The following is an 18,812-nucleotide window of genomic DNA, read 5'->3' on the forward strand; positions in this document are numbered from 1 at the left end:
TCGGCCATTTCCTTATTTTAGGATGTAGTATAATGGTCCTTATAATATCGGGACTATTTTCCTTATCTAATATAAATAGAACTAAAGAATATTTACACTTGCCACTCCGATGACAGAACAACCTTCCGATCGCTGTTATCCCCAGATTTTTTTGGATTATCTTTTTCAAAGGGTAAAATCCGGTGATAAAGGCGAACACTTCGCTTCTTCAGGTTATTTCTGTCCTCTCCATTCTCGTGTAAATGTTTAGTTCAATTTATATATCTCTCCTCCTAATCAATTGTATATTTCAACCAAATCAAGAACAGGCTAAGAAATAAACAGATGATTTGGTGCAGAAAGGAATACAACCAATGGACTGGATCTGGAAATCCATCTTACTTGTTCTAATTGGCATGATTTTACTGCGGATTGCTGGACGCAAATCAATCACGCAGATGAGTGTCGCTACCACCGTTATCATTATCTCGATCGGGACCACGATTGTGCAGCCTATCGCGAACCATGAGCTTGGCAAAGCAATCGGGTCAGCTGCGGTATTTATTCTCATGCTCCTGATCGTTGAACAATTGCAAGTGAAGTTTAATTGGTTTGAAAAACTGATGAGTGGAAAATCGAAGGTTGTCGTGGAGGACGGGAAGTTAAATCTGCCGAATTTGAAACGCATGCGCTATTCGGTAGATCAATTGGAGATGCAGTTGCGGGAAAAAGGAATTACAAGTATTGCCGATCTGGAAACAGCCACGATGGAACCAAACGGGCAGCTCGGATACGTGCTCAAACGACACGCACGCCCGGTAACCATAGGCGATTTGGAAGCACTTTTGAAGCAGGGTACATGGCCTACGGAATCCAAAGAACTGTTTCAAGAGGTCATCCAGGATGGACACTCACGTCCGATTGATTCCAAGATACAGTAAATGAAATAGTTGAAGAAAATATAGACTGGGCTGGCTGCAGGCAGCTCCTTTCAAGCACATGTAAAACTTTTTATATCATGTAAAAAGAAACCTGAATACCCTCAGTGTCTTTAATCGTCTAATTTGGCAATCCGGCGATCCGGCATGACATTAGGATTTGGAGGTAAATTCTGTTTTGGCCACGCGATCTGGAATGTTGGTATTGGCAATGATTTCTCCAAATGGGGTAGTGTACCTTCATTCACTAAGACAGTTCCTTGTCTCACCGGGTACTCAGGTATGCAATACCCAAGCCGCCAGTAACCGGATTCTCGTAGATCTCACACTCCACATCGAATACTTCACCAATCATCTCGCGGGTCAGGATATCGGCAGGTTTGCCATGAACCACAATCTGACCCTTCTTCACGACATAGAGATAATCGCAATACGCTGCAGCGAGTTCAAGATCATGGAGCGCAGCCAATATGCCAATGTCCAAACTCCGCTACAATGTTGAGGATCTGAAGCTGATATTTGATATCCAAATGGTTGGTAGGCTCGTCCAAAATCAGAAATTCCGGCTGTTGCGCCAGCACTCGGGCGAGGACCACACGTTGCTTCTCCCCGCCGGACAAAGATACGTAATTACGGTCCGCATGTCCGGTCAGATGTACCTTTTCCAACGCCTGCTCCACGATTTCATGATCCCGTACATTACTGTCTCCAGCAGCTTCTTGTGGGGAGTTCGACCCATCATCACCGTTTCACACACCGTAAAATCAAAGCTCGATTCGTTAAACTGTCCCACAACGCCCATATGCCGGGACACGACCTTGGGACTGGATTTCAGAATGTCTGTATCATCGAGAAATACCTTGCCTTGCTGTGGTTTGATCACTTTATAAATGCTCTTGAGCAGCGTTGATTTGCCACAACCGTTCGGGCCAATCAGGCCGACGAATTGCTTGCCATTGACCTGTAATGAAATGTCCCGGATAATATCCGTATTCAGCACCGATATGGATACATTTTCTACATTCAGTTTCATGTTTAATTTCCTCCAAAACCGTAGCCTTTTTTGACTAACATATACATAAACATCGGCGCACCAATCATCTCTGTTATGATCCCGATTGGAAGTTCAACGCTGGAAATCAGTGATCGTGCAATAACATCCGTCCAGATCAGGAAGATGGCACCGAACCAATACGGATACAGGCATCGCTTTTCGATGGTCAGAACCAACCAGACCTCTCACGATATGCGGAATAATCAACCCGACAAAACCGATCATACTGCAGCTTGCCACCATTACCCCGGTTACGAGAGCCGTTAATAGCATATATAACCTATGATATACACTAAGATTAATGCCCAGCATAACCGCAGCTTTGTCACCCAGCAACATGGTATTAAGAACCCGGGACTGCAAAAGGAAGAACAGAATGGCTACGAGCACAACGATGCTGATCAGCGGGAGCTTGTTCCACCCTGTTGAGGCAAGACTACCCATGGTCCAGAATGTTACCGCCCTTCTGCATTGTTGGCAAAATAAATGATAAAGTTCGAAAAGGCACTGCACAGTGCATTAATGACCATCCCGGCAAGCACCAGCTTGACCGACGTCATTTCCCCCCGAATCCTGCCAGCGCCAGCACCAGCAAGGAAGCACCCATTGCACCGGCAAATGCCCAGAAAGCCACCCCGGGTCTGGCCAAGCCAGCCAATGGCCCCGAATCCGATCAGAATGGCAAACGTCCCCCGAGCGAAGCTCCTGAGGAAATACCCAATATATACGGGTCTGCGAGCGGATTCTGCACGGCAGCCTGCATGACTGCACCGCACAAAGCAAGCCCGGCTCCGATAAACATGGCCATCAGTACACGCGGAAAGCGAATCTCCCAGATGATATTCGTAAATGACCCCGCCTAAATCGGCGCCGAGCCGAACCGGATTTGCTGTGAATTAAGGACTCCCTTTTCGTTTATACGCTGCTTCTGAATCTGGGCCGTCTGTGCCATCTCTTCCCCCATCAATTCCACTTGAATTTGAATAATAAAAATATAGCTATAGCATGTTCCAATTCATCCTCTTCCACCCTACCACCCCCGCTATGGAGAAAAGCAATTCATCAACAAGTAGAAAATACAAGCAAAACATCCTATCCGCTCACGATTGAGAACTTTACCATATCAGGTGAAGGTGGCGAGTGGAAACCGAAATCACAAACATTCGAGAAAGCTCCCGAGCGTGTCGTAGCGAATACCCAATCTGCTGCAGAGATGCTAATCAAGCTTGGGCTGACCGATAAAATAGTTGGAGTCGCCTCATTGTATGGCACGATTACTCCTGATGTCGCAGATGATTTTGCGGAATTATGTGGGTATAGAGCTCGTTGTAGGCGCAAGTCCTGATCTGGTGCTTGGACGTGACGACCTCTTCGCAGACGCAGACTGGGGTGTAGGTACCGTAGATGGCTTGAATGACATGAACATCCGCACCTTCCTGCAAACTACGAATCATCAAGAGACATTGGACAGCCTTTATAATGATATTGCACAGTTGGGTCAAATCTTCGATGTACAGGACAACGCCGCAAAATTCACAGAAAGCCTGAAAGCTCGTGTTGAAGCCATCAAGTCAAGTGTGGCGGATCAATCTGAGCATCGTTTTACCTATATCGTTCCTGCTACGGAATACACGATTACTGTGAGCAGCATGCAGAATGATACGTATCAGTTGGATGCACTGAGCCTGTTGAAACTTAAAAGTACGTTTGATGGCGTGCAACGCGAAGTCAGTGTGGAACAGCTAATCACGGCAAACCCGGATTACTTGCTCTTATCCGCCTATGCCGGTTCCCCGGACATCGACAATCTGATTCAGAATCTGTATGCCGACCCTGCACTGCAAAGCATGAATGCCATCAAAAACAAACAAATTTACGTAACAGTCAGTTCTGGGGTTATGGATATCAAATTCTGGACGGCATTGAGAAGATGGAACAGGAAATGAAAGCAAATCCGAGAAGTAATTTGCAGGGCTTTGGCTTGTGATATTGTAATGTAATGAAATAAAAGCAAATGAGTAGGAGAAGACATTCTCACTGCTCATTTGCTTTTACGCTGTGCGTACGATGAGTCACTTATGACCGAGTGGCCACCACTGGATTCCAAAAGAAGTGTATTCAATTAATGGAATAGGAGATTAAACCTTAGCAAAATGATTCATTATCATTTTGGCGGCCCGCTTATAACCGCCGGCCTGCCGTAAAGATTCACCGATGAGGCAAGCTTGCTGTATATAAGGCAGGGTTGCTTACTACTTCTGCTAATGCCTCTCTCAGATCAGTTGTATCGAGGCTATGCTAATTTAAAGTGATACTCGCTTCCAACTCCTGTACCCGAATGGCTACAAGAGGCTAATCCAACGTTAATTGAATCATTACCAACGAAACATTGTAATAAAGTTCCTTACTAGTACTGTTCATTCCGGCATGTGTAACAAAAACATCCGTACGCTGTTACATATCCAACTGTGTATTGTATGGCTTGACGATAAAATTATTAGGAATTCGATCAGCCCGTGGCTCCAAATTCGTGTATCATCCTGAAGATAGAACAACATTCACCGACAAATCCCCAAATAATTCAAAGCAATGCTGATAGAGTTTTCCTTGCTACGCATTTTTCTTTTGAACATATACATGACTGTTATGAGGATAACATACGAATCATTTACAGAGGAACTGCCCCACGGTTCAATCCGCCATGTATAAAAAGACGCTTTTGATAATTTTATTAGCTTGATTAAGGTCAAGTATTTTTACAATAGAGACTCCTTAGAGAAATCGTTAAGCAATTGTTCTAGAAGTACTTGCTCATTAAGATACAATTCATTAAAGAGAATCATCAATTTATGAGAACATTTCTTATCTCGCGTTAATGCATATTTTATATATAGATTAAGTATATTTTGACTTTTTTCCTTAATCTTAATAAAACCTTCTAAGAACACAGGGTTAAGATCATAAAGTTTGTTTTCTTCTATATATCTTATTCTTGATACCATGAGTTTTTTATAATCATAAAGCGTATAAAGTGGTCTTACATCAAATTGAGCACTATCTTCCAAGTGCAAAGAATAATATTCTATTAATTTTGGTAAAATGTCTATTCCGTAAGTCCACTCTGAATATGATTTGTGACTATAAAAGGATTGATAATTTAAGGATAGATTTTTTGATTCATAATATTCTTTGATTTGTTCCGCAACAAATTTCATATCAAATTGATATGGCAATCCTTTATGATGTTCTGGGTATAATTTTAGCAAGTGCATATAGTTAACATGTTGAGTAACGTCATTATCTATATGAGTTTTCCCAAAATCATAAAATGACTTCTCTATATCTGAATAAGAAGCGTAGGTAGTTTTATATTTTCCATTTTCTAAAAAACCAGAAATATTAAAACGTCTTTCGTTATCATCAAATCCGTATATAAATATTGCATGTGGAAATGTGAACCTTTGATAAGCTGGCGAGCCTGGAATGTAATATTCATTTACATGAAGCCATATGTAATTATCTTGTTGGACTTGTTCTTTTAAGAACTCAACTATATCTGGAATAAATTTCAATATTGTTGACCTTAATATTCTTTGAGTATCTGTAAAACACGGATGAAAATGATGTTCAGGGGATTGTGCATAATAATCTAAAAAGCAATCTTTCCCAGATTGCATTAAACACATATTTAAATAATTGCTATAAATCCATGGAAGGCAATTCTCATTAGCTGATATGATTGAAAAGTAATAGGCATGTTGCGGGTAATTCGAAACAATTGGATATTGTATAGGAAGCACTTTCTTATTCACAAATATCACTCCTTTTAGGGGTATTTCCATTTATTTGATTAGGATTAACATTTCACAATAATAATAATAATCAATATATTCCATATTCTAACACCTGAGATATATAAGATCCATATGATAATGTTAGCATTCATACGATTATCTTAGGCTTCAATGCTTATTATGATGGCTACTAGATACAGCGTAAATTTTTCCTTTACATCTGTAAGAGCTTTTTTAGCATTTTCACTTTCCGCTTCAAGGCATTTAAGCTTAACCTCTGGATCTTCGGGACGTTCGAGCTCTGTCTTTTCCTGATCCATACATTTTTCGCCAATAAAATCCCCTTAAATAAACTGTTCCCTATGTAAAAGACATTTCTAAAAAAAGACCTACCTGCTTGAAGAAGGTCATCTCTGTACTTTACAGGGGAAGTTCCATTGGTATCTGTAGGGGTTCTAGTAGGTCATATATACTTTGATTTCTCGTTTAACCTCAATTAATGTCGTGTAGTTCTTCAGTGAAAATTCATTCTTGAAATGACCAAAGAACGATTCCTGCGGAGAATAATCCCATAAACCACTCTTTAATTGTAATTCATTAAATCAATAACATAAATTTAACTTTATTATTAAAATGTAGATTTATATAGCGGAAACCTTGATCAGAATGAAGACATTCTTGGTCTTCTTCAATCTTCGATTCTTCTGTAAGTGAAGCAAGGTATTTTTCACGAGATCCATGGTGATTCGTTCCGACACATGTTAAGCCAGAATTTCATTAATGGAGCTGTCCTTGATCGTAGACAGAATAGCTCGATTTCCTTTGCCAGAGCTAAGGAGGTAATAGTGCTTAGTAGCACTTTGCTAGGCACGCCCTGTTTGAAGTGACGTTGTAAAAGTTAGGCAGGATCCGATGTTCGTGGGTCTTCTTCATCATTGGCTTGTACGTATGGGCCGTTTATGATTCTTCTGATTCGGAGGTTCCAGATGATCTGAAACTGGCCCTCCAGTGTCATTTTGATGAAGCGAGCCCCCTTGTTACGCTTTTTAAAATGAAAGACCCGGCTGATGTGGACGCGCAACTATTCATCGGCCTGTTCATCCTGAGTGCGTCTGTGGATGGCCGCCGACCAGTACCGATAGTACTCTTTTGGAGGCAACTGCAACCTCGCAAAGATAACTCATCACCCGCCTTAGATGGTATTTCTGGATCACGGTTCGAATGATTGGATAGAGGTACAGCTCGCTGCCTGTGTTTACTCATGGTTCCACCCCCGTTCGGCCAAGCGAATCATTTTTAAAATTCATTCTCTGTTTGGTGCAGGTATATCTGTTCTTCGAGCCTCGCATTTTTCTCTTACGAGGTTAATTCCTGCGTAAGAGGTTTTCCCCGGAACGCTTGCCTCTTGCATTGTGCTCTGTAACTGGCTCTCCACTGTGTTTCAGCAGCTTTGATGCGAGTCATTCCCCATGATCTAAAAGTCGAATCCACAAGCCTCAAAAATATCTCTGGGTAGCTTTCCTTGCTGATTCGATGCAATAAAGAGTTGTTTGAACTCGTCTTTATACGTGTTTCCTTTCGTAGATACGGATTTCACATATGGGTTGGCGGTAAGTTTGTTTCACTTCTAGATCTGAATTTTTTACTCATTGAAGTATCTCAGTTCCGTTCTCTTTTCTTGGTATACAACAAAAACACCCTTAGAGAGACTTTTTAAAGTATCCTTCTTTTAGATATTTTTCGCACTGCAAAGAGGCCACCTATTGTATAAGGCGCCCTCTGATCTGGTCAACGATTATTTTTGCTTATAAAACTCGTGATAAAGCTTCATTAGCGCCCTCTTCTCAATCCGTGAAACATAGGAGCGTGAGATGCCAAGTTCCTTGGCTATCTCGCGTTGGGTGCGCTCTTCCCCGCCTGCCTCAAGGCCGAATCGGCCGATAACAACTTCCTTCTCCCGATCATCTAAGATGTCGAGATTGCGGTAAATCTTACTTTTTTCAATCTTGAGTTGCACCTTATCTACAACGTCGTCGGCTTCTGTTCCGAGAATATCGATTAATGTAATTTCATTGCCCTCTTTGTCCGTTCCGATTGGATCATGTAGAGATACGTCTTTGCGTGTTTTCTTCAGGGAACGCAAATGCATAAGTATTTCGTTTTCAATACAGCGGGCAGCAAACGTAGCGAGTTTGGTCCCTTTGCCTTGTTGAAAACTTTCGATCGCCTTAATCAAACCAATCGTTCCAATCGAAATCAAATCTTCCTGGTCTTCGCCAGTATTGTCAAATTTCTTGACGTTGTGTTCGAACTCCGATGTCAATACTGGCTGCAATTTCAGGGTTTTGATTTTGACTAAACAGCTTATCAAACGTACCGATGGAACTTACAACAAGCTTGGTGTCTCCGTCTGGTCCTGGCTCAAATCGAACCATGATCTCATCAAAAAGTGTGGTGATGATATGGCGTTTAAAATCGAATGTAAGGGTCTCTGGGCTACGAAGCCGGGATTGAATAGAAGCAACCATTCCTTTGACAAGTTCCAGGGTCATCTCGCTTTGCTGACGGTTATCAAGCTGCATCTGATATTTATCGATTTCACTGGAAAGCGTCTCAAGTGATGCATTTAGCTTGCCGATATCATTGACCATTTCATCTTCGGAGATGACCTCTCGGCGGAACATAATTTTCACTTTATCTTTTTCTTTCTCACAAAGTTCGGCTTGTGCTTGAAACATTTGAAGCCGCATTTCAAGTTCCTCAGTTCCAGCACCGTTCTCTTTGTTCATTTGCTCCACGAAAAGACTTGGATCATCGACAAGTTTAACGACCTGGTCCCAGATATAGTCCTCAAGAATTTCAGCACGGAGCGATTGACTTGGGCATTTCTCAATTTCTGCGCCGTATCGTTTTGGTACGATGTTAGGACAACGGTAACAACGATACTTTACACGTTCACCTGTTTCTTTGTCCATGCGCCCCGAGTAGGTCGTGGCGTCCCAAGTACGTCCGCAATGTCCACATTTTAAAATCGTTTTAAGTAGAAATTTATATTTTGGATTTCCAATATGTTTATTTGTTGTGTTTTTATTTTTTTGATTTTGAGCAAGCGCATAAATATGTTCATCTACAATAGCAGGCACTGGAACTTCGATCCATTCATCTTGCTCACGATAGGAAATAGAACGCTGAGGCTTGCCTGATTTTGTGGTCTTGCCTTTCACCTTTTTGGTTTTTCTTCTGTTGTAATAATATTTTCCAATATATATTTCAGACGTTAGAATCCGTCCAATGCTGGAAGCGCTCCAGCTCTTAGATTCACCGCGCTTCGGCATAATACCAGCACTGTAAAGTTTTTCGCCTATTTCCCGTGTGGTTAGCTGTTCAAAGATATACCACTCATAAATCATTCTCACATAGGATGCTTCCTTGGTATTGATGACAAGTTGTCCATTTTCATCCTTGTCATAACCAAATGGAGCCACGCGCATGGGCATAATCTTGTGCTTTTCCCGGACAGCCCGTTCTCGCCCGCGAACGGTACGCTTCTTGATTAAGGCAAGCTCGTAGCTGGCAATGGCAGAGATGATATTAAAGAACAATATACCTTCAGGTGATTTTTCAAATTCCGTATCCGTAAACGAGAGATCTGCACCGTTTTTTTCAAGTTCTCGTACAACAATTAATTTATCCGTGAGATCACGGCTGAAACGATCTGGATGGGTACATACGACATGCGAGATAATTCCTTCGGCAACATCTTCACGCAGACGTGTCATGACAGGACGAACATCTATATCTTCTCCTGTGGCTCCTTCTTCTCGGTATATGCGGAAGCTATCTTTCAAGTAGCCAAGCTCCAATGCTCGTTTTTCACAGAGCGATACTTGCTCATCTAAGCTCGTATTATCCACCTGAAGAGCAGTAGATACGCGTACATAAATAGCAAGAAATTTTCGTTTTACATTAAGGGTCAAACATCCCGACCTCCTTTGACCATAACAATTCAAATTTTATTATAGACAATTCACTCCTGAACGTAAACCAAAGAGACCGACTCATCATGGAGAGCTGGTCTCTTTGGTGGGGAGCAATTCACTGCTAATATACTGAATAACCCGGCTTAAACTTTCCTGTGCTTTTGATAACTCTGTTTCACTATACGCATATTCCTGTGGCTTGTAGATGATTGTAAGATGCTTTATGCCTTTTTTTTCAATAGCCGTCACCTCGTTAAAGGCATATGTGAGTAACGGCATGTCCTATGACCATAGATACATTATATACATCAATATGAAGCGGACTTTGTTATTGTATGTGAATATCTACCCAATAATGGTACAATTGCCCTAACTGAATAATCTTGATCATGGGAGATGTGATCTTAGTGTTACTTCAATATAAAGGGATTGAATCTATACCTAGAATAGCTAAGTGGTATTTAAAAAAGAATCCGGCTCTAAACTATAACTTATGGGTTGATAACGAAATAACGGATTCTCTAATTAATTGGATTGTTGACATGTTTCGTGATCTTAAAGAAGATCAAATTAAGGATAGGTTGAATTTCCTGTTTCATCATCTAACTTTCGTTCTTCTTCCACAACTTGAACAGAGTAATAATCATCATTTGTATAATCAATGCACTTACCACCATATGCAACTGCAAATTTCGAAACTGATTTATGAGTTGAAATATGGAATTAAACTAGAACCCTATGGAGAGCCAGAAGACGTTTTAGGTTTGAAACAATTTACTGATTATTATTCAATATTAGGCATAGAGCAGACGGCAAAGTCTGATGATATTAAAAGAGCTTACCGTACAAAGGCTAAGAAGGAACATCCTGATGTTGGAGGGAATGAAGAATCATTCAAGTTATTGTTACAGGCATATGAAACCTTGATGTCTGTTGAACAAAGAGCAAATTACGATATCAAATACCAGTCTTACCAAAATGAACTCACATATGATTTTTTCCTAAGCGGCTTTATCCTTAATAAACTAATACACCCGGAACAAACCCCTAGAAAAGCCGGATTTAAAATTCAATTTAAATGGAAGGCATATTTATCAGTTCTTAGTTCTGTTATTTTAATCTTGTTATGTTTAAAAATATTTAATTTGAATAGCAATACAGTTTCTCAAACCGATCAATCCGCTTATCAATATGATTTGCAAGAACAAATTAGCGTTGTTGATGAAGACGTCGAAGAGCCATCCCAGGAAGCCGAAACGGATTTGTATGATTACGCTGATCCAAATGAATTGTATTCAATAGATGATGAACCTTCAAATACTGAATATGATTCTTCTGCATCATTATCAGCAATTGAACCGATGATTCAAAATGAAGAACAAGCAGGATCAGACAATGTAAAAACTGTACAATCTAATCCCAGTGAAAGTTCTTTTTTTCTTGCTACTTCAATCGATGAGATTCAATCCATCATGGGCACTCCAACTCAAGTTATGAATGTCGGTCCGTTAACTACCTGGTATTATGGCAATTCAACCATTTCGTTTACTGATGGACAAGTAACTGGCTGGAACAATAGAGATAATAATCTGAAGCTAGAACAACTACCTCTTACGGAAGGGGAGAAGTTTTTCTTAGAAACCTCCCTTGAAGATGTTAAATCAGCGATGGGAACTCCGACTCAAATTATGGTTGTCGGTCCGTTAAGTACGTGGTATTACGATAACTCAACCATTTCGTTTACTAATGAAAAGGTAACGGGTTGGAACGATAGAAGCAATAATCTGAATTTAGAACAATCCCCTCTTTCTGAAGGGAACATTTTTTTAGGTGCATCATTAGATGAGGTTAAATCGGTCATGGGCATTCCAACTCAAATCATGGATATCGGTCCCTTAAGTACCTGGTATTACGAAAATTCAACCATTTCGTTTTCAAATGATAAAGTTACCGGTTGGAATGACAGAGATAAGAATCTAAAATTAAATCCTTGATTACAAAACATCATTACAAAGATCAATCAGTCTCGGGTTGGGTTTCATTCCGAGGCTTTTTATAATTACATTACGTATAGATAAACAAAGTATTTTATGATTCAAAGAGATAAATAATTGCTCAGATCTTGTCGAAAATGCAGGATTCATGAACAAGTACGTAGAAATTTAATGATGATATACAGAGAGAGATAAGGGAGATGTAACATGAATTTTTCAGATAAAGTGAGTTTGATTTGGAACATTGCGGAGCTTTTGCGCGGTGATTATAAACAATCCGATTACGGTAAGGTAATTCTACCTTTTACGGTACTAAGACGTTTGGACTGCGCACTTGAAGATAGCAAAGAAAAGGTATTGGATACCTACAAAACGATGAACGAGCCACTATCCACGATCCAGAAGCGTATGCTTGAGCGAGCGTCTGGTTCCACATTTTATAATACTAGTCCCTTCACTCTACGTTCTATGCGCGATTTTCCGGGAATGCTTGCTGATAATCTTAAGCAGTATATTCAAGGCTTTTCCGAAAACGCTCGTGAGATTATTCGATATTTTGACTTTGAAGCGCAAATTAACAAGCTTCAAGACGCCAATATTTTGTTCAACGTTCTTGAAGAGATGTTAAAAATAGATTTGCACCCAGAGGTCGTTACAAATATCGAAATGGGCTATATCTTTGAAGAACTCATTCGCCGTTTCTCAGAGCAATCCAACGAAACTGCCGGGGAGCACTTTACACCTCGCGAAGTCATTCAGCTCATGGTTAATATTTTGTTTGATGCTGAAAAAACGGCTCTTACCGGTGCGAAGGTTGTACGTAAGATTTACGACCCAGCTTGCGGCACAGGTGGAATGCTTGCAGTGGCTTATGAATATCTTCGTAAATTCAATCCCACGATGAATGTTGAAGTGTTTGGACAAGAGCTTAACGGCGAGTCATATGCGATTTGTAAATCGGACATGTTGCTCAAGGGACTCAATGTATCAAACATCAAATATGGCAACAGCTTTACTCAGGACGGACTTGAGAATGAAGAGTTTCATTACTTCCTCTCTAATCCACCGTTTGGTGTAGACTGGAAAAAGACGCAGAAAGATATTACAGAGGAACATAACAAAAAAGGATTCAATGGTCGTTTCGGCGCGGGGCTTCCACGTGTTAGCGACGGTTCGCTTTTGTTCCTTCAACATATGATTTCAAAGATGAAGCCGGGTGAAGGACGTATTGCGATTGTTTTGAACGGCAGTCCTCTCTTTACGGGAGGTGCAGGATCTGGTGAAAGTGAGATTCGCCGTTGGATCATTGAAAATGATTTGCTTGAAGCGATTATTGCGCTCCCTACTGACTTGTTCTACAACACGGGAATTTCCACCTACATCTGGGTGCTCAGCAATCATAAATCCGCTAACCGTCAAGGAAAAGTGCAACTGATTAATGCGATTGATTTTTATCAAAAAATGCGAAAAAACCTTGGTAGCAAGCGAAATGAACTTGGGCAAGAACATATTGATGATATCTTGAAGTTATATAGCTATTTCGAAGAAGATGAAAACAGCAAAGTTTTTGATAATGAAGATTTCGGTTATCGAAGAATTACAATTGAACGTCCGTTACGTTTGAATTTTCAGACTACGTCCGAGAGAATTGAAAAACTATACGACCAAACCGCTTTTGCCAAGCTTACTGCAGCAGAGCAAGAAGCGATCAAAGTTGTTATTAAAGGTATTGTTTCAGATCATTTGTATGTGAATCGAGATGAATTTGAAAAAGTGTTAAAGAAGCAAATTAAACAAGCTGGAATTGCAATGAAAGCTCCAGTTTATAAAGCAGTATTAGCCGCTTTAGCCGAGCGTGACGAAAATGCTGAAAGTTGCTATGACAACAAAGGCAATAAAGAAGCGGATGCTGAACTTCGCGATTTCGAAAATGTACCTCTGAAGCAGAGCATTTACGACTATTTTGATAATGCAGTTCGCCCACATGTGGAAGATGCTTGGATTAACGAAGATGTTCGAGACGAAAAGGATGGAGAAGTTGGTAAAGTAGGCTACGAAATTCCGTTTACAAGACATTTTTATAAATATCAGCAACTTCGTTCGTCTGAAGATATTAACGTTGAAATAAAAGCTCTTGAAAGCGAAATCCTTGAATTGCTCAAGGGGGTTACGCTATGAAAGAACTAGATCATAATTCTAAAAATTATTCTGGTGAAGAATGGATTGGTGACGTTCCGACTAATTGGGATGTTAAGCCTTTATTTACGCTATTTCGAAATATACAAAATAAAAACATTGGGAATTTAGAGAACAATGTTCTTTCGCTTAGTTACGGTAAAATCGTACGACGAGACATTGAAAGCAATTATGGACTTTTGCCAGAATCATTTGAAACTTATCAGATAGTTGAGCCTAATGATATCATCTTACGGCTAACAGACCTCCAGAATGATAAGAAAAGCTTAAGAGTGGGACTTGTTGAAGAAAGAGGCATAATTACATCGGCATATGTTAGTTTGCGTCCTGGAAACAAATTACTTCCAAGATATGCATACTATCTTCTTCATAATTATGATATTTCTAAAATTTTTTATAATCTCGGTAGTGGTGTTCGTCAATCGATGAACTATGTCGATTTAAAAAAATTAACTTTTCTGGTTCCTCCATTGATGGAACAGTCAAGGATTGTGGTCTATTTAGATTCAGAAATATCAAAGATCAATCTTTTGATTTCCAAAAAAAAGAAACTCGTAGAGTTGCTGCAAGAAAAACGACAAGCTTTCATAACCGAAGCCGTCACGAAGGGTCTCGCTAAAAACGTCCCGATGAAAGATTCAGGAATCGAATGGCTAGGCAATGTGCCTGCACATTGGAGAATAAGCAAATTTAAATACATTTCTAAATTAACAAGCGGTGGAACACCAAAAAGAAATAATAATGTCGATTATTTTGAAAATGGAGATATAGATTGGGTTCGGACATTAGATCTAACTGAAGATAGCGTTTTTGATACATCTGAAAAACTAACCGAAGAAGCGCTAATGAACAGTAACTGCAAAATGCTCCCTGTGAATACATTATTGATAGCAATGTATGGCGGAGGTGGAACAATTGGGAAGTCAGGTATTTTAGAAATTGAATCGACGACTAATCAAGCAATAGCTTCAATTTTACCGAATGAAAAGTATTTTTATCCAAGGTACTTACTTCGCGTACTGAATTTTTTAAGACCCCATTGGATGATTTATGCTGAAGGATCACGCAAGGATCCAAATATTAATCTTGATGTTGTTGCAAATATGCCATTACCCCTGCCTCCTATTAATGAACAAAAAAAAATATCTTTATTTTTAGAAAAAAAATTGATCAGCTTAGCAAACATTGAATTAAAGATAATAAAACAAATAAAACAACTTCAAGAATACCGCCAGTCGCTCATAAGTGAAGCGGTCACAGGTAAAATTGATATTGGAGAATAAAGAAAGGAGTCTTACAATGACCATAGATTTTCGTGAAATCGTATTTGAATCGGCTATCGAACAATCCCTTCTTCGTCAGGGATACCTAAAAGGTATCCCTGGCGAGTTCGATGCTAAACTTGGTTTATTCCGCTCACGACTCATTTCATTTTTACAAGAAACGCAGCCCAAACATTGGGCTGCGCTTAAAACCATTTACGGTGCATCTGTCGAGAATAGTGTAATTCAGTCCATCTCAAGAGCCATACAAACGCATCCTAAGGGGCTTATTGGATTCCTTCGTGACAGTGCACAAGGTAAATATAAAGATCGTGGAATCGAGCTACGGATGTTTTTCATGAAGCCCGATAACAATTTCAATCCTGAAGCAGTCTCAAATTACAAAATGAACCGACTTTCCGTGACGCGTCAAGTTTATTACAGTATCAAGAATAACAACTCCCTTGATGTTGTCATTGATTTAAATGGCTTTCCACTTATCACAATGGAGTTAAAGAACCCATTAACAGATCAAACCTTTGAACATGCAATCCGTCAATACAAGAAGGATCGGGATCCGGCTGAGCCCATTTTCAAGTTTAATGAACGTTCACTCGTACATTTCGCGCTTGATCCAGATGAGATACATATGACCACGGAGTTAAAAAAAGAAAAGACGTACTTCTTACCCTTTAATAAAGGTGATGATTTTGGTAAAGGTAACCCCATTCATGAAACAGGTTATAAGACAACCTACCTCTGGGAAGAAATTCTTGCAAAAGATAGTCTTTTTGATATCTTGCAGCGTTTTATAGAACTTAAAATAGAAGAAAACAAAAAAGATAAAAAAAAGAAAAAGAAACAGCTTATTTTTCCACGTTATCATCAGCTTGCTGCTGTTCGAAAAATCGCCGCTCACGTTTTCGACAACGGGGCAGGAAATCGTTATTTGATTCAGCATTCCGCAGGTAGCGGAAAAAGTAACACCATTGCATGGACAGCCCACCGACTGGCTTCGCTCGCGGATCAAACTGGAAAAGCGATTTTTAATACAGTGGTTGTGATTACAGACCGTATTGTACTTGATTCGCAAATCCAAGATACTATCCGCCAGTTTGATTCCACACCTGGTTTTGTTGCTTATATCGATAAAGGCTCACAACAACTAGCTGATGCGCTTAGCCGAGGCGCGAAGGTGATCGTAACCACCCTTCAAAAGTTTCCGTTTGTCATGGGGAAATTGAACGGAATGCCCAAAGGATCTAAATATGCGATTATCATGGACGAGGCTCATAGCTCACAAACCGGTATGACTTCGACCAAAATGAAGGATATGCTTACGTATAAGTCACTCGAAGAAGCTGAAAGCGTAGACGAACGTGGCGAAGAGCTTCTCGATGTAGATGATCAAATCGCTGAAGTGCTTGCTGCTTATGAGAGACGTCAAAACTTGAGTCTTTTCGCTTTTACGGCAACACCGAAGAAGAAAACGATGCAAACATTTGGTAGTAAAGACGAAGATGGTGACTATCACGCATTCCATCTTTATTCCATGCGTCAAGCAATTGAAGAAGGATTTATTCACGATGTCCTCAAGCACTATACGACGTATGATACGTACTTTAAAATTACTAAATCGGCAATCGAGGATCCCGAAGTGGATTCAAAAAAAACAAAACGAGCTATTGCCCGTTTTGTCTCCCTTCATCCGACCAATTTATCACAGAAAGCCGAAATCATTATTGAACATTTCCGTACGTTCACGAAAGATAAAATTGGCGGACAAGCCAAAGCGATGGTTGTTACATCTTCTAGGCTTCATGCGAAGCGTTATATGGACGCATTTAAAGTATATCTGTCTCAAAAAGCATATACTGACCTCCGTGTGCTCGTCGCTTTCTCCGGAAATGTTGAAGATCAAGAAATGGATGAAGTCGTCACGGAAGCTGGCATGAATGGTTTCCCAGACACGCAAACCGCCGAAGTATTTGAAGAAGATGAGTTCAAAATTATGATTGTAGCGGATAAATATCAAACGGGATTTGATCAACCACTGCTACATACGATGTACGTCGATAAAAAGTTAACAGGTATCAAAGCCGTTCAAACACTGTCACGTCTTAATCGAACGCACCCAGAGAAAAGTGATACATTTGTACTGGACTTTGTTAATGATCGTGAAACGATTCAGAAGGCGTTTCAACCGTATTACGAGCAGACTACGATCGACGAAGAAACGGATCCAAATTTGCTTTACGAATACCGAAGACAACTTGATGAAACGCGTGTATATGAGGAAAACGAGGTTCATGCACTCTGTGACGTATTCTTTCAACCTAAAATGAAGCAATCTGCGATGGATCAAGCCAAGATCTATAAAATACTGCAGACGCCGGAAAAACGGTTCAGGGCGCTCTCACAGGACCAGCAAGAAGATGTAAAGTCCATGATGAAGAAATTCGTATCGATGTACTTATTTCTCTCACAGATGGTGGAGTACGAAGAAGATATGAAACGCTATTTTACATTCATTCGTTTGCTTTATAAAAAAATAAGTGATCCAATGGGACAAACAGGTTGGGATTTTGACGGTGACCTTGTTGAATTGGAATACTACCGTATCAAAAAAATTGAAGAAGCACACATTGAGCTTGAAAAGGGAGCTGACGCACCTCTTACAGGAGGCTCCGGCGTCGGTGGGAAAAAGAAAGAGGACTATAAATACTTATCTGAAATCGTCAAACAGATTAATGACCTTTTTGGTACGGAACTCGATGGGGAAATTATTAGTGGACAACTCTATGAAGTGGCTGAAAAGTTCGTAAGCACACCTGGTATGGAAGAACAGGTGGTTAACAATTCATACGAAGATTTCAAATATCCTTTCGAAAATCAGTTCATTGATGGTATCGTCGATTCATTCGAAGAGCAACGAGAACAACTTGAAAATGAGAATGACCAGCTTAATAAACTAGTTCAATTCGTCTCTTCAAGCGATGAAGGTTGCAAAATGATTAGCGATGCTGTCGGAAAAATTGTTTATAATTTGCTAAAAAAATAAAGTCTATATTAACGATCTGGATACCAGGTCGTTTTTTTTCCATTTGAAGAAGTAATTTTAATTTTTCGGATCAATACTATGATAGTGCCATCTTATTTTCTTTCTACGTTCTATTTACAATCGAATTGAAAATTGATTATAATGTATGTGAATTGGAGGTTGACAATATGGCGAATATATGGGAATCTGTACAGTTTAATCCGTCAGAACGTCCAAAGTATACGCGCTTTGAACTAGCAAAGTTGGTGCGCGATAAAAGAGTCAAACATGATCTGTCTTACAGTTATCTCTCCTCCCAATATGGAGGCGATGAAGATTTGTGGGAAAGTATTGAGGCGGCTTCTCGTGCTTTCAATGTGCGTGTCTATACAGTAATCGGTGCTTTTTTAGGTATGTCCATCGAGGAATTAACTTCAAAGGATGTGGACATCATCGAAGGAATTAGTTTTCGCGCTAAAGAAACAAACGAAGAAATCAATAAAACAGTTCAAATTGCTAATTTGATCTTTGACGAAATGGTTATGCAAGAAAAAATCAGTGTGAATTAGTTCTGA

At 40.0% G+C, this 18,812-nt stretch carries 14 protein-coding genes and 2 pseudogenes; 7 read left to right on the forward strand and 9 right to left on the reverse strand.

The features are described 5' to 3' along the window. Positions 1–353: 353 nt before the first annotated feature. Positions 354–920 (forward strand): DUF421 domain-containing protein, encoded by a 567-nt coding sequence (locus tag QP794_RS17040; RefSeq protein WP_094936807.1) that lies wholly within the window; start codon positions 354–356, stop codon positions 918–920. A gap of 262 nt (positions 921–1,182) precedes the next feature. Here QP794_RS17040 and QP794_RS17045 read toward each other — a convergent pair. From QP794_RS17045 to QP794_RS33345, 4 genes and pseudogenes are all read right to left on the reverse strand, one after another. After that, a pseudogene (locus QP794_RS17045) lies at positions 1,183–1,950 on the reverse strand (ABC transporter ATP-binding protein). A gap of 2 nt (positions 1,951–1,952) precedes the next feature. After that, positions 1,953–2,120: an iron chelate uptake ABC transporter family permease subunit gene (locus QP794_RS33335; protein WP_285078312.1), complete on the reverse strand. Its 168-nt coding sequence runs from the start codon at positions 2,118–2,120 to the stop codon at positions 1,953–1,955. Continuing rightward, complete coding sequence (locus tag QP794_RS33340; protein ID WP_285078176.1) at positions 2,044–2,415, reverse strand: iron chelate uptake ABC transporter family permease subunit; 372 nt, start codon at positions 2,413–2,415, stop codon at positions 2,044–2,046. Before QP794_RS33340 ends, QP794_RS33335 begins: the two co-directional genes overlap by 77 nt. Before the next feature lie 229 nt (positions 2,416–2,644). After that, on the reverse strand, positions 2,645–2,779 hold the full coding sequence (locus tag QP794_RS33345; protein WP_285078177.1) for an iron chelate uptake ABC transporter family permease subunit: 135 nt from the start codon (positions 2,777–2,779) through the stop codon (positions 2,645–2,647). 457 nt (positions 2,780–3,236) lie between these two features. Between QP794_RS33345 and QP794_RS17070 the strand changes: the two genes are divergently transcribed. Further along, the gene (locus QP794_RS17070; RefSeq protein ID WP_285078178.1) at positions 3,237–3,917 is read left to right on the forward strand and encodes an ABC transporter substrate-binding protein; all 681 of its coding nucleotides are present in this window, start codon (positions 3,237–3,239) and stop codon (positions 3,915–3,917) included. A gap of 810 nt (positions 3,918–4,727) precedes the next feature. On the opposite strand, the gene QP794_RS17075 is transcribed toward QP794_RS17070, so the two are convergent. The 5 genes and pseudogenes from QP794_RS17075 to QP794_RS17090 form a co-directional block, all read right to left on the reverse strand. After that, on the reverse strand, positions 4,728–5,783 hold the full coding sequence (locus QP794_RS17075) for a cysteine peptidase family C39 domain-containing protein (protein WP_285078179.1): 1,056 nt from the start codon (positions 5,781–5,783) through the stop codon (positions 4,728–4,730). 143 nt (positions 5,784–5,926) lie between these two features. Then, a complete protein-coding gene (locus QP794_RS17080) occupies positions 5,927–6,085 on the reverse strand; it encodes a hypothetical protein (RefSeq protein ID WP_285078180.1) in 159 nt (52 codons plus the stop codon). 1,154 nt (positions 6,086–7,239) lie between these two features. Next, positions 7,240–7,374 (reverse strand): annotated as a pseudogene (locus tag QP794_RS33180) (hypothetical protein); the annotation flags it as partial. A 186-nt stretch (positions 7,375–7,560) separates the two neighbouring features. Continuing rightward, entirely contained in the window at positions 7,561–8,115 is a 555-nt protein-coding gene (gene sigK, locus QP794_RS17085; protein WP_285078314.1) for an RNA polymerase sporulation sigma factor SigK, read from the reverse strand. After that, positions 8,051–9,742 (reverse strand): recombinase family protein, encoded by a 1,692-nt coding sequence (locus QP794_RS17090; protein WP_285078181.1) that lies wholly within the window; start codon positions 9,740–9,742, stop codon positions 8,051–8,053. Before QP794_RS17090 ends, sigK begins: the two co-directional genes overlap by 65 nt. 410 nt (positions 9,743–10,152) lie before the next feature. Here QP794_RS17090 and QP794_RS17095 point away from each other — a divergent pair, with 410 nt between their 5' ends. The 5 genes from QP794_RS17095 to QP794_RS17115 all read left to right on the forward strand — a co-directional run bounded on the left by QP794_RS17095 (position 10,153) and on the right by QP794_RS17115 (position 18,806). After that, positions 10,153–11,739: a J domain-containing protein gene (locus QP794_RS17095; RefSeq protein ID WP_285078182.1), complete on the forward strand. Its 1,587-nt coding sequence runs from the start codon at positions 10,153–10,155 to the stop codon at positions 11,737–11,739. Positions 11,740–11,946: 207 nt separating this feature from the next. Then, on the forward strand, positions 11,947–13,917 hold the full coding sequence (locus QP794_RS17100) for a type I restriction-modification system subunit M (RefSeq protein WP_285078183.1): 1,971 nt from the start codon (positions 11,947–11,949) through the stop codon (positions 13,915–13,917). Next, positions 13,914–15,218 carry a restriction endonuclease subunit S gene (locus QP794_RS17105; protein WP_285078184.1) on the forward strand — a complete coding sequence of 435 codons (1,305 nt, stop codon included), beginning with the start codon at positions 13,914–13,916 and terminating at the stop codon, positions 15,216–15,218. Before QP794_RS17100 ends, QP794_RS17105 begins: the two co-directional genes overlap by 4 nt. Positions 15,219–15,234: 16 nt before the next feature. Beyond that, the gene (locus QP794_RS17110; protein ID WP_285078185.1) at positions 15,235–18,258 is read left to right on the forward strand and encodes a type I restriction endonuclease subunit R; all 3,024 of its coding nucleotides are present in this window, start codon (positions 15,235–15,237) and stop codon (positions 18,256–18,258) included. A 167-nt stretch (positions 18,259–18,425) separates the two neighbouring features. Next, positions 18,426–18,806, forward strand: a complete 381-nt coding sequence (locus QP794_RS17115) for an XRE family transcriptional regulator (RefSeq protein WP_285078186.1) — start codon at positions 18,426–18,428, stop codon at positions 18,804–18,806. The last annotated feature ends 6 nt before the right edge of the window (positions 18,807–18,812 follow it).

Origin of the sequence: Paenibacillus sp. UMB7766-LJ446, assembly GCF_030226665.1 — a bacterium.
GTDB classification, from domain to species: Bacteria; Bacillota; Bacilli; order Paenibacillales; family Paenibacillaceae; genus Paenibacillus; species Paenibacillus vandeheii.